Origin of the sequence: Solitalea koreensis (assembly GCF_900182575.1) — a bacterium.
GTDB classification, from domain to species: domain Bacteria; phylum Bacteroidota; class Bacteroidia; order Sphingobacteriales; family Sphingobacteriaceae; genus Solitalea; species Solitalea koreensis.
In genome coordinates, this window is the sequence record NZ_FXSZ01000001.1 from 472,215 (window position 1) to 485,756 (window position 13,542).

Here is a 13,542-nt window from a genome sequence, read left to right on the forward strand (position 1 = left end):
GATTTAATCAATTACAAAGTATATTTCAAATTGATTCCTCCGAAATAATTGATTTTACCTGGACCTGGGATAAAAGCATCCGGCATTTGATTGACAAACACCATATTATAGTATTGATTTCCAGTAATGTTGTTAGCACCGAAAAACACATCAACTCCTAATTGCTTTAAAAAAGTATGTTGATAACCAACCTTTGCATTCGATAAACTAAATGCTTTTGTTTCGTTTAACCCATCAGAAGTAATTGGCATTGCATCTCTGTGATTGAAATTTACGTTGCCATAAACTCCATGATTAGTTACTGCATCAACACCCAAGTTGTAAATCCAAGGCGCAGCACCGGCTACAGCTAACCCTGAATAATCAGACATTACGCGAGTTGTGCTATTTTGGAATCGGTAATTATCATATTTAAAATCAGAGTAAGTTAAGTTTGCAAAAGGAGCAATAGTTTGGAAGAAACCTGTGGTCGATTGATAAACGGCGTATTTTGCCAGTACTTCTACACCTTTGTTTTTCTGGCTACCGCTATTTACTATGTATGAATACAATGTAGCAGTATTACCAGCATTAGCTACAGAAACCGAACTCATTTTATCGGCGAAATCGGTATTGAAAACAGCCACTTGGTAACTTAAGCGAGCATTAATTAAAGAGCCCTTTGTACCAATTTCAAATTGAGTACCCTTCTCAGGCTTAAGATCTGTATTTACTTTACCAGTGTAGGCAATAAACAAGTTCGAACTCACTGGTGCTCTGTATCCTACGCTATATGAAGCATAAGCTGAAATGCCTTTGGTGATTGTTCTACTTAACATTACATGAGGAGACAACAAATTGTCATATTTGTTTCCGTAAGAAGTTGGTTTGTTTAATTCAGGAGAGGCATTGTTATTTGAAGCATTGTAAACTCTGTCTTGTAAACGTATGTCCATGGTGCTCAAGCCTAAACCTGCAGTTAAATCAAATAATTTTGGTAAAGAAAAAGTTAACTCAGTAAAGGCATTAAAATTTTTATTGGTAATGGCCACATTGCTTCTCATTGCACCAATAATGTTGTACCCATTAAGATCGGCATTATTAGGAACCATCGCATAGCTAATGTTCTGATAAGTTTGTTGTTGGGCTTCAACACCTGCTGTACCATTCACATTAACTTGGCCAAGCAAATTAAATTTGAAATCTAAAGAGGAACGAAAACCTGCATTAACCGGCGATTTGTCAGTCCAGCCGCCAGCAGAGCTAGCTGTGTTTTTATTTGATGATGCGAATACAGATGTGGTATTTGCCAAGTTTTTATTAAAAGCAAGGGTATGTCCTAAGCCAAATCTGAAACCGATAACTTCAGAATGCGCATCGTTTTTAATATAGTTAGGGTTGCCTGTATAGTCTTTTTTATTGTATTGATCAATCGTTAACTCTCCGGCGCGTTCATCATAGCTGTTTGAATAGCCAAAAAAAGCCGTGAGTTTTTGTTTTTCATTGGGCTGATAATCACCCATTACACTAACAAAATTTTTATCTGAGGCATTATGAGGCATAAAACCATCCGAATGCTGTCTGCCATAATTTACCATCAATGACGATCGCTCGCCGCTTGTCTGTAAACGGGTGGTGTAACGGCGTAAACCATATTCCCCTAGCATTACATCCTGACCGATTGATACTTTTCCCGGTTCAGCTTTTTGTGTTTGCAGATTTACTGCCCCGGCAATAGCTAAGCCATACATACTACCCGCAGGACCTTTTACTATATCAACATTTGAAACGGAACCAAAATCGATATCATCCATAATGGTAATCCCTTCTGCATCAGTTACAGGAATTCCATTCAAATACACCTTTAATCCTTGACTATCAAAGTTGTTATTGGCTCCTCTTGCGCCTAAGCCGTTACCGTATCCGCGAATATTGAATTGTTGGCCCCCGGACACCGAACGTCGCATCATCATCACACCCGGTACGTTGGTGTTAATTGCCTCCTCCATAAATACACCTTGACCGCGTTTGATCTCAGCTGCACCCAAACGCACCACTGATTGTGCTTTTTGGCGGTTTAAGTTTTCGGTAATAACTACTTCATTCAGCTTATGCGAAAGGGAATCAGATATATTATTTTGCGCTTTCAAGGCAAGAGGCAACACGGTGGTCAATAAACATCCACCTATAATTAAATTATTGTAAAGTTTAAATTTCATTTTGATTGGTAAAATTCTGAATAGCATTCAGTTTGTATAAAAAATTAAATCGACAACACATTCATCAGCTATAATAATCCATCCTCGGATAATTGGGTTGAATCAAAAAGCTAAACCGATAACCAAGGAGGGGGAGTAAGTGATTGAGGGTAACCATCCATTATGCAAACTCTGTAGAATGAAGTAGAGCTGCCCAATAGAATACTATGAAAGAATACTTTATTGGTATTATTAATATAAGAGGCAAAAAGAAGAGACGCCAATTGCTTCGTCTGATTCTTTTGACCAGGGTTGTGTTCGCAATTAATTGATTGCTGGTATTTGTGTAGTGAAGCATAAACTTGGGTATCCTCCTGGTCATAAATGCAGTAATACAATGTGGAATCATTTGCATCAACCTTTTTGACCACATCATACATTTTACCTAAATACCTAAACTCTGTTGCATCTGTTCGCTGAAAGATTTCATTGGAACTGAGTTCAAGCTGTTTTGGAATTCTTAGCACTACCAAATCACCATCAGAGATGCCCGATGAAATTTGTAATTGTATTTCATTTTTTATTTGCCGATGCCTGACTAGGAATAAAAAAATAGTTCCTTCAAACTGAAAAAACAGTATGAACAATAGAATTAAGGAAACTATTCTTTTCAAATGACTAAAAAATTAAATAAAGGTTCTAAGGCCCGGCCTTACAGTATTTCGAAATTATTATTAAGACGGCTAAGCTGTAAGTTAGTGTAAGAGAAAAATATTTAATCTACTTTTCCTCTCGCTAGTTATAAGAAAGAAAGCGGTAATTTCTTCTGAAACTACCGCTTTCTTATGTTATTTAGTCAGCATTATTGCTTTACAACTTGTACTGAATACACCTCTGTATTAAAACTAGTCTTAATCACATATTGACCTGGTGGCAACGCTGATGCTTCGGCAATACTGATAAAGCCTGCATTGGCTACAGCGGTTGATTTATGCACTAAATTACCATACAGCACACTATAAATCTCGTAGTTCACCACTTGCCCGTTCAAGGCGCTTGACAGTTGAATTTTCAACTCATTGGTAAACGGATTCGGATACGCTACTGCAATACCAGCTCCTGAGGCATTAGCTTCGAGTGCATCTGCTCCGCAATTCCCTAATTTATCTCCATGCTTTAGGTGTGCGGCAACTGCATTCACTGAAATTGACAAGCTGTTATCGTTATGACAGATATTTATTTTGCCATCAGCCGAGCGAATATCACGTACTTTGATCGGTGCAATGGTAGTAGCAGTACAACCCAAGGCATCGGTAATGGTAACGGTATAGTCATGTACTCCTGCCTTATTTGGATTAACGACTGCACTTTCTGTTCTTGCCCCCGTCGACCATGAATAGGTATAGGGCGCGGTTCCACCCATTACAGCCGCAGTAAGTGTTAGCGACGATGGGCCATAACCGATATAAATGGTATTTGCATCGCCACCTGGGTTAACCGCATGCACATCTGCTACCGAAACGATCAATGCCCGGTCAACATTAACTGTCGTTTGAGTTGTTGTGGTATTTCCTGCATTATCGGTAATCGTCCATAAAACGGTTGATTCACCTTCATTGAATTGCCCGCTGGCGTTTAATCCACTGCCAGTCCGGCTGGTAGCCCCGCTCACCTGGTAAACAACGGATTGGATACCACAATTATCTGATGCAGAAATATCATTGATCGAATAGAAGCCATCGGCTTTGTTACACAAGCTAATACGTTCCGGACTTTGGGCTACAGGAGCCTGCGTGTCAGCAACCGTCACTGTGAAACTGGTCATAACTGAATTCCCGCATGGGTCCTTGGCAGTCCATTCAACAGTAGTAACCCCTGAGTTAAAGCTTTGGCCAGCTAACGATTGGTATCCTGTGGCCGTAGTAGCGCCGGTTAATGAATAAGAAAGTGTTACCGAACTCTCATCAGTAGCTGAGGCATCAAACTCATCTCCTGCTATAGAATAAGTACATGCGCCTTGGTTTGACACACGTTCGGCATTTGATTTACCAACAATAACAGGTGCAATAGTATCTTTCACTGTAATTACCTGTTCCTTTTCGGTAAACAGCCCCGAATGGTCTGCAACGCTCCAGGTACGGGTAATAACCAGTTCACCTCCACAAGAGCCTTCGGCTATGGCATCGGTGTAGCTTATAATCGGGCTCACATCATAATCATCGTTTACCGCAGTAGGCACTCCGGTAATTGTGGTGGCTGCATTATAAGCGCCTGCAGCATCTTTATTAATACTAATTGCTCCCGGCACCGTGAAGGTTGGTGCTGCATTTGCCACTTGAGTAACCCAAATCTGATAGTTCCGAATATCACTGGTACCTAACGAAAATTGAGTTTCTGAATTTACCTTAGTACCAAATCCGGGAATGGGAAACCATGTTGCAACTGAAGTAATACTGCGTTTATTTAAAGTAAAATTTTTGGTGGGGTCAGTGAATGACAGTTGCATGCCTTTCAACGGGGTAGGAGCTCCTCCTGGATCATCAAAACTTCTCAAAATCCAGTAATTACCTCTGGCCGTTCCACCCGTAGGTTTTGCAAAAGGCTCACCGTTCAGCTTGCTTACTACCACCGTTCCCTTAGGATAAGCTCCCGTTGCATCATAGGTTAATTTTGCCCCTGTTTGATCAAAGTCAAATATACCAGGATTGTTTACATTAAGGGTTTGACTAACACCTGCTGCAACAGGTGCAGAGGAAACCACTTTCGCTCCTCCGGTTAATAACATTTCCGATCCCGTACCTACTAAATTATAAGTCCTCGAACGTGGTTCGTTGAACTGGTAATAACCAACCAAACCCGGTTCAGATGCAGGGCGAGTGAGATGCATTTTTTCCCTTACTTCATCTTTTGTAAGTGAACGATTATAGATACACAGTTCATCTACTTCGCCATTAAAGTTGCTGCCCCCATTTATCCCAATATACCAAGGCGCTAGGGTAAGGTCTATAACGGGGTTAGCACCACTAATGGTAGAAGCTCTACCATCCACATACAATGTGAGGTTGACGGGAGTTACTACCAAGGCAATATGGTGCCATTGATTTTGAGGTAGGGAAAAGCCGCTAAAACTCGTATAGTTACCTCCCCATACACAGCCCAATGTATTATTTGTACCTTTTAAATATAACCCGGTCCCGGTAATACCGCCCTGCAATATAATTCCAGTTCCATTGGCTTGATTACCAGTGGGCTTTACCCAGGCAGTGATGGTTATAGTATTGGTATTGAGCGGCAAACTTTGAATAACAGCTTTATCAGTTGCATCCGGAAGACTTAGACTTCTGCCTGCAACACTGTCAACACCTGCACATTCACTAGGCAATACTTTGATAAAACCAGGCAATGTTTGGGTATTAGTTCCATACTGATCAGTAACTGTAAGGGTCACGTCAAAATTTCCCTCCGTAGCATAGCTCACCACAGGATTTTCCATAGTGGATGTTGCCGGTGTTCCTCCCGGAAAGCTCCATGAATAACTTACATTAGGTCCTTTTCTAACTACACTGTAATCTCTGAATTGCACTTTATCATAAACGGATCTAACGCTGTCCTTTTCAGCAGATATCTGCGCCATTGTATTGGAATGCTCATATAAATCATGATCCCAGGCACCGCGGCTGGTACCGATCATCAATTTGTTTTTGTAATAATTGACGAACATAAAGCGAACATCTAGCATAGGCAAGCCTGTTCCTAATTTCACCCAATCACCCAAGCTGTTGTTCCGGTAAAAAATCCCTGATTTATTTCCGATATACACCCCCCCGTTTGTTCCGCGTTGAAAAATAATTTTTGTTACCGGGAAAGAGGTAAGTACCGGAGTCGTTAAATTTGTATAAGAAATTCCTCCATCGGTTGAATGCAGCACCTGACAGGTATTCTGAACACCGGAGTAGGTGACCCAAACTTCATTAGGGTTAACATCTGATACGGCAATGTCTGAGATATTTCTCACTCCTATACCGGTAACAGCTGTAGATGCTGTAATATCAACCCAATTGGTTCCTCCATCAGTTGTTTTCCAGAGTTTGTTATTGCTGAGTCCTTCAACTACATACATGTAATTAGGATTGGTCTTGCATATCTTTTCACGGAATACCTGGTTGGTAAACGTTTTTACAATTTTATCGATGGTAACCCCATTATCGCTACTTCTAATTAATGAATTTTTATAGGTGCTTGCATGATGAGTTATCAATGTATAGTACAGATTGGGGTGAAACTCCATGCTGTTGAAATAAGAATAAATACCTCCCGGGTCTATTTGACTTCCGGTAGTCTTCATGACATGAGGACCTGTACGCTCCACATTATAAACACCATATCCCTGTGAATATAAATATTTAGCATCTAAAGGATTTACATCCGTATTCCCCTGGTCAGCTCCCAGGGCATTGTACCAGCCTCCGGCCCCCTCATGTTCACGAATCATTAACGGACCGTGATTTAAACCGGCACCTAATATATCCGATTTATGTGCAGCACCAAAGCCCCACAACTCATGATTGGAAATTGTGGCACTTAAACTGGTAAATGTAAGGCCGCCGTTTGCTGAGCAAGTTGCTTCTCCGTCAGTACCCATTAGCACTTTCCCGTTCACCATACTGAATGCCCTCAAGTCAGCGTGGACGGTTGTGCTGGATTGTATAAATGTGGCTCCATTATTAGTAGAATAGAAAGCTTTTGTTTCACCATATTTGCCATAAACAATATTGTTCTCATTATTCAGGTCCATAGTAATATCCCCGTGGCCTAAATCAGCCATATTAACCCTTGTTTGCAGTATGGCTCCAGTAGTGGCATCTAATTTAAAAAGACTGCAATATGCAGGTGACATAGTGTCGTTGCCTGTATCCATTGCCAGATAAAAAACGGCAGGATTATTTGTGGCTGTTAGTATTTTTGACCAACAGATAGCCGTACCTAATCCGCTAGGGACGTTGACAGGTTGTCCCAGAGTGGTAAAAGTAGCTCCCGCATCGCCAGATCGATAGATGGTAACATTGTTTTGGTTTTGACCATAATCTAAAAGATAAACAATGTTATTATTAGTAGGGTGAAAATCCAACAATTCGGAACAGACACCGGAACCGCCCCAAACGGTGTGCACTTTCAAACCGCTTTTAACCACATTCCAGGTTGTTCCACCATCTGTAGTACGATATAATTTGTCGTTCCAGCGGGCCACAACAATATTTGGATCAGTTGGTGAAACAGCAATATCATAACCCCAATGACCTGGATAATTAGTGAGATTTAAGGAAGTTGTCGACCAGGTTAAACCTCCATCGGTGGATTTGATGACAGCTCCTAAACTTATAGCATATACATAGGAATTATTGCCCTTGCAAACATCAATGTCAATATATTCCTGATCAGGCATATTGGCATCTGTCAATTGCCAAACTGTTCCTCCATTGGAGGAAACCCATAAACCACCACATTGAAAGCTTATAAATAATTTATTGGGATTAGTGGGATCTATCCGCACTAAACTCACGTACCCCCCATTGTTTCCTTTAGCCGAATAGGTGGTTTCATAAACATTTCTAGGGCCCAGCATATGCCAGTCACCAGCCATAGTGTCGGTAACGCTGGCCAAAACTCCTGGTGCAAAAGAACGGATTGAGTTGTAATTAGTTTTTGGAGAGGCAACAACCCTGTTCTTATTATCAAGATAAAAGAGCTGAGTCTTTAACCAATCAGCGCAATACTGCTTGGGTTTGCTGTTCTCTTCAGGATGTTTCTTAAAATAGTTTTTAAAAAGTTTTTCAACTTTAAAATAATTAGGTTTTTCTTTCTTTAGTAAGGTATTCCACAAGGCACGATTGTGCTTTAATTCTGTTTCAGGAGATTCATTTTCTTCATATTCCTCATGCTTTTCTCCAGAGATTTCTTTTCCTGGTTTTTCCTGAGCAGAAACAATTGAGATACTTAAGCATAGCAATAGGCTAAGTAAGGTTTTTTTCATAAATAACTATTGGGTTGTTTAGATTAGGTTGAACAAATCACTTCCACATTTATGATATTTTCAATCGAACATCATAAATGTTGGAATAGATCTTTTTTAGAGGCTTTGAGATATTATATAGAATTGGCCCGTTTAATCCGCGTTCAAAGTTTTACCAAATAACTGCTCCAGTTGCTCAATGGTTGGGTTTTTGGCAATTATTTTACCATTTTGATCAACCAAAAAAGTAGCCGGAACAAAAGAAATGGCGTAAGCCTGAGGGATCTCCGAGTGAAAGCCCTTAAGCTCGGAAACATGATACCATGGATAGTTATCCGCTTTGATGGCATTTTTCCATTTATCTGCTGAATCATCGACTGAGACGCTCAAGACATTTAGGCCCTTAGCATGAAATCGATTATAGATTGGGATGAGCTCGGCACCAAATGTTCTGCAAGGCCCACACCATGAAGCCCAAAAGTCAATTAGAGTCAATTTACTTTCTTTTAGCACAGCAGCCAATGAAAGCTCCTTTCTATCGGGAGTTTGAGCAGAAAAGGAAGGCGCTATATCTCCAACCTTAATTTTGGTTGCCTTATCGAGACGAGATTTAATAGTTTTAGCGGCATAACTATTTTTAACTGCCTCCGAAAATTTATCGTATATCGGGGAATAAACCACAGGATCTAATTCATACGTTCCGTTAGTTAAAAGAAGTGCAGGCGAAACAAATGAATTGGGATGAGTGTTAACAAAGGCGAAAATCAATTTTGTTTTTTGAGACGCCAATTCGCCTGCCTTTTTCCTGTCTTCCTCCCTATGAGCATTCTCTTTAGGCCACGATTTTGCCATCCTTAATAACTCATCTTCAATTGGCAAAGTAGTTTGTTTGAAGGACACAAACTCATCATTGGTTTTTGAACCCGAAAGTTTAGCAGCTTTTAATGAATCGCCAGCAAGTTCCATTTTCGAATTTTCAATGAAAAGAGGGTATCGTAAATTCCCTCTTACATACAAATAATAAAATGAAGGATGAGAAACAGAACCCTGTAATTTGAAACATCCATTTTTCACAAAATCTGAACATAGGGTATCAATTTTCTCCCCTTTTGAGAATTTGTACGCCAGTAAACTTACTTTTTCACCGTCCTTTAAATTTTTAATCTTGCCATTCAACACAAAGTTGGTGTTTGTTTGAGCGCACATTTCTCCGGCAATAAATAAGCAGAAAAGCGACAATAATATTGTTTTCATAATTTAAGATGTTCGTGTTAATTCACATTCAACACTTTTTTTAGTTCCCCGGATTTATTCGTGTTTAAAACTTGATTAAATAACTTCGCCAGTTCATCAATTGTAGGGTTTTTGGCAACTACTTTTCCATTTTGGTCTATCAGGTAAGTAGCCGGTATTTGCACTACCCCATAAGCTTCCGAAGGTTTTACACCTTTAAATTGCAGATCAGCAACCTGATACCAATCGATCTTATCTTTATTGATAGCTGCTTTCCAATACTTCTCTGACTTATCTAAAGAAACGCCAATTACATTCAAACCCTTGGCATGGTATTGCTGCTTATACAGTTTATATATTTCCGCAGCATCTCTGCGGCAAGCACCACACCATGATGCCCAGAAATCAACTAAGGTTAATTTACCTGTTTTCATAACCTCAGCTAAAGATAGATCTTGACCTTCAGGTGTTTTGGCAGATATTGCGGGAGCCATATCGCCAACTTTAATCGCTGACATTGAAGCAATGCGCCAATTTAAAAATTCACCCGGACCGCTTTTTTTCACTTCGGCAGAAAATTTATCATAGATAGGCTTATAAACAACGGGATCTATCCTGACCATTTCATACGTCAGAATAGCGACCGGAGAAACATATGAATTCGGATTTGCAATAGCAAAAGAGCGTACTTGCTCAATTTTTTTTGCAGTCAACTCTTTTAATTCCTTTCCTAACTGTTCTATAAGAACCTTGTCATTCTGTTTATAAGCATTTTGAAGTTCTTTACCCAGTTTTCGCATTTCCATTTTTATGGGATTGATTGAATTCTCTAAGCGAACAAAGTCCTCGTTTGATTTTGAACCCTTAACGTTAGCATTTTTAATCGAATCACCAGCGATGCTCATTTGAGCATTTTCTACAAAAAGAAAATAACTCTCCTTTCCGGGAACGTGTAGGGTAACATATGTTGGATGTACAACTGAACCTTTCAATGAAAAACGACCATCCTTTACAAAAGCCGTACTTAATGTATCATTTCCCCCATATCTTCTAAAGAGTAAACTTACTTTATCACCATCTTTAAGTTCTGTGATTTTCCCATTTAGAACGTAGTTATTATTCTGAGCGTAAATACTTCCGCTTGTAATTAATAAAGCTATTAGTGACAATAATTTTAATTTCATGGCTTTGAATTTTATACTTTAATTGAGGATGAAATGATAAAAAGTGGTTAAAAAAGCAGCCCATTTCAGTGACTGCTAAGAACTATGTTAAGATTTGCCAAGCAATTCTATCAATGTCTCTTTCAATTTTGGCTCAGAAGGACGAGGAGCATCCACATTGACAATGTTGCCATTTCTATCAAACAGCATAAATCTTGGAATTCCCTTTATTTTATAAGCTTGTGCAATTTGTGACCATCCGTTAGCAAATAATTGCACGCCGCCCAATTGTTGTTCTGTTATGAATTGTTTCCACTTTTCTTTATCCTTTTCCACATCTATTGAAACACTTAAAAACACTACATCTTTACCTTGAAACTCTTCTTCTAATAGCTTAAGCGCTGGCAATTCCTTCTTACAAGGTGCACACCAAGTCGCCCAAACGTCTACTAAAACAATTTTACCTTTAAAATCAGTTAGCGACACTTGCTTGCCAGCAGCATCCGGATATGTAAAATTGATTGCCTTGTCACCAGGTTTATTAGTGGCTAATCTCGATGCGATTTCTTCTGCTCTTATTTTCTGATCTGCTGTTAAAAAGTATTTACCGAATTTATCTGATAGTTCCTTAAAGTTGGTATACGATTTTAATGATCTAGCTTTAATCAGAACATATTCGCCTTTTATCACATCATTTGGTATAGCCATAACGGTTTTATCAAGATCATCTGCACCATGTGCAAAAAGGACAAAAAATTGAAGCACTCTGGTGCCATATGGAAACTTTAATAAATCTTCATTTTGCATGAATTGATTTGCATCAAAACTTTTCAAATAAGGGTTATAATCTTCTTTAGTCGGATGCTTGGAATGTGGCATATATAAGTAATTCATGGCCATGTATGCAACGTCATAGTCAACCGTTAACTTCATTAACTCATCAAACTTTTTATTTCCCGTGGCTTTACCTTTTGTCCAGCTCTTTGCCTGAGCAACAACGGAATCTAAGTCCGGAAAAAAATCAACATACGTGCTAAGGCCAAAATATACTGACTTGCGTTCAAGTTTATAAGTGAATTTATACCATTGATTTAATACCTGATTTTCTTTCGTGTTATCACCAGTGAGTACATAGGTAGAATCATTTAATTCAAGGTTGATTTTATCATTTCCTTTTACATATAATTTAAATTTGTTTTGAGTTCCTTGCATAGGATCGCCTGTGCCTATTACATAAAACCCGTTATATTCTGGCTGGAAACTAAATGCGAAAGTACCACTGGCACTGGGAGTAGTAGAAGCAACTTCTTCCATTCGCCCATACACCACTTTATACAGTTTTACTGCATCGGTAGGTTTTGATTTTTTTGATACCCCTTTAATTGAGGTTAAATTTTGCGCTTGGGCAGTAAAAATTGAACCTGCCATTACAGCAAGAAATGCTATATACTTCTTCATTAATATTATCGATTAGATTTAAGGTTATAAACAATTAAGATTTACTCAGGTATCTTATCAATATTTCTTTCAACTTAGGATCAGAAGGACGAGGGGCATCCTCATTGATTACGTTGCCATTTTTATCGAAGAGCATAAACCTTGGGATAGTCGAGATTCCGTAGGCTTTTTGAAGATGGCGGTCTGCGTTGGCTAATAATTGCACACCTCCTAATTTTTCGGTTTTAATTAAATTTTCCCACTTTTCTTTATCCTGCTCTTTGTCTACAGATACACTTAAAAATACCACATCTTTACCATGAAATTCTTCTTCCAATAGTTTAAGAAATGGGAATTCACCTACACATGGTTTGCACCAGGTAGCCCAAACATCTACCAAAACGATTTTACCTTTAAAATCAGTCAGCGATACTTGCTTGCCCTCCATGTCCTGACAGGTAAAATTGATGGCCTTGACTCCAGGTTTAAACGTGGCTCCTAAGCGTTTTGCAAATGCCTCTGCTCGTGTTTTCTGATCAGCGGTAATAAAATATTTGCTGTATTTTTCAGACAGTTCCATGAAGTTGGTATATGACTTCATTTTACTGGCTCTATTCAGTGCATCCTCGCCCTTTAACACGTCATTGGGGATAAGCATTACGTTCTTATCATCTAATAAATTTGATCCCATCGCGTCAGCTTTACGATTCACTAACATTTCCAGCATCGTTGATCCATATGGAAATTTATATAGATCTTCATTTTGCATAAATTGATCAGCATTAAAGCTTTTCAAATAAGGGTTAAGTTCCTCTTTGGTTGGATGTTTCAGACGTGGTGTATTTAAGAACATCAATGCAATATGGGCAAGGTCATAATTAACCGTTAACTTCATTAAATTATCAAACTTGACGTTACCGGTAGCTTTACCATTTGTCCATTTTTTTGCCTTAGCAAGAGTGGCGTCAAAATCAGGGAAGAAATCGACATATGTGCTATGGCCTTTGATTTTATCAAAGTATATTGACTTGCGTGCAATATTATAAGTGAACTTCGACCATTGATTCAACACCTCGTTTTCTTTCGTATTCTGGCCGGTAAGTACATAGGTAGAATCATTTAATTCAAGGTTAATTTTATCGTTTCCCTTTATATACAATTTATATTTATCTCTGATTGTTAAGGGATGGCCTGAACCTATTACATAAAACCCGGTATAATCCGGCTGGAAACTAAATCCGAAAGTACCATTAGCGCTCGGAGTGACTGCAGCGACTTCCTCCATACGGCCAGAAATCACCTTGTATAGTTTTACTGGTTCAGTAGGTTTTGATTTTTTTGATACGCCTGCAATTTCAGTAAAATTTTGTGCCTGGGCATTAAGAATGGTGCCTGCCATTACAGCAAGAAGCGCCAAGTATTTTTTCATAATAATTATTGGTTGAGTAATTCAGTTAAATAATAGTAGGGGCGATAAAAAGATATAAGTAATGATGGCGGCTTTAAACCGCCATCATTACTT

At 38.9% G+C, this 13,542-nt stretch carries 7 protein-coding genes; all 7 read right to left on the minus strand.

Going from position 1 to position 13,542, the window contains the following annotated elements:
* Window positions 1-11: 11 nt before the first annotated feature.
* A complete protein-coding gene (locus FN756_RS02130; RefSeq protein WP_185955152.1) occupies window positions 12-2,198 on the minus strand; it encodes a TonB-dependent receptor in 2,187 nt (728 codons plus the stop codon).
* A gap of 110 nt (window positions 2,199-2,308) precedes the next feature.
* A complete protein-coding gene (locus FN756_RS02135; protein WP_142601049.1) occupies window positions 2,309-2,851 on the minus strand; it encodes a hypothetical protein in 543 nt (180 codons plus the stop codon).
* A gap of 188 nt (window positions 2,852-3,039) precedes the next feature.
* Window positions 3,040-8,208 carry a LamG-like jellyroll fold domain-containing protein gene (locus FN756_RS02140; RefSeq protein ID WP_142601051.1) on the minus strand — a complete coding sequence of 1,723 codons (5,169 nt, stop codon included), beginning with the start codon at window positions 8,206-8,208 and terminating at the stop codon, window positions 3,040-3,042.
* 132 nt (window positions 8,209-8,340) lie between these two features.
* Complete coding sequence (locus FN756_RS02145) at window positions 8,341-9,441, minus strand: TlpA disulfide reductase family protein (RefSeq protein ID WP_142601052.1); 1,101 nt, start codon at window positions 9,439-9,441, stop codon at window positions 8,341-8,343.
* 17 nt (window positions 9,442-9,458) lie between these two features.
* The gene (locus FN756_RS02150; protein ID WP_142601054.1) at window positions 9,459-10,604 is read right to left on the minus strand and encodes a TlpA disulfide reductase family protein; all 1,146 of its coding nucleotides are present in this window, start codon (window positions 10,602-10,604) and stop codon (window positions 9,459-9,461) included.
* 87 nt (window positions 10,605-10,691) lie between these two features.
* A complete protein-coding gene (locus FN756_RS02155) occupies window positions 10,692-12,041 on the minus strand; it encodes a TlpA family protein disulfide reductase (protein WP_142601056.1) in 1,350 nt (449 codons plus the stop codon).
* Between the two features lie 34 nt (window positions 12,042-12,075).
* Window positions 12,076-13,449 carry a TlpA family protein disulfide reductase gene (locus tag FN756_RS02160; protein ID WP_142601057.1) on the minus strand — a complete coding sequence of 458 codons (1,374 nt, stop codon included), beginning with the start codon at window positions 13,447-13,449 and terminating at the stop codon, window positions 12,076-12,078.
* Between the last annotated feature and the right edge of the window lie 93 nt (window positions 13,450-13,542).

What these genes read in the sequence shown, in the direction of transcription:
- FN756_RS02140 (WP_142601051.1), bottom strand. Translation starts at nt 8,208, where the DNA reads ATGAAAAAAACCTTACTTAGCCTATTGCTATGCTTAAGTATCTCAATT.
- FN756_RS02150 (WP_142601054.1), bottom strand. Translation starts at nt 10,604, where the DNA reads ATGAAATTAAAATTATTGTCACTAATAGCTTTATTAATTACAAGCGGA.
- FN756_RS02145 (WP_142601052.1), bottom strand. Translation starts at nt 9,441, where the DNA reads ATGAAAACAATATTATTGTCGCTTTTCTGCTTATTTATTGCCGGAGAA.
- FN756_RS02130 (WP_185955152.1), bottom strand. Translation starts at nt 2,198, where the DNA reads ATGAAATTTAAACTTTACAATAATTTAATTATAGGTGGATGTTTATTG.
- FN756_RS02155 (WP_142601056.1), bottom strand. Translation starts at nt 12,041, where the DNA reads ATGAAGAAGTATATAGCATTTCTTGCTGTAATGGCAGGTTCAATTTTT.
- FN756_RS02160 (WP_142601057.1), bottom strand. Translation starts at nt 13,449, where the DNA reads ATGAAAAAATACTTGGCGCTTCTTGCTGTAATGGCAGGCACCATTCTT.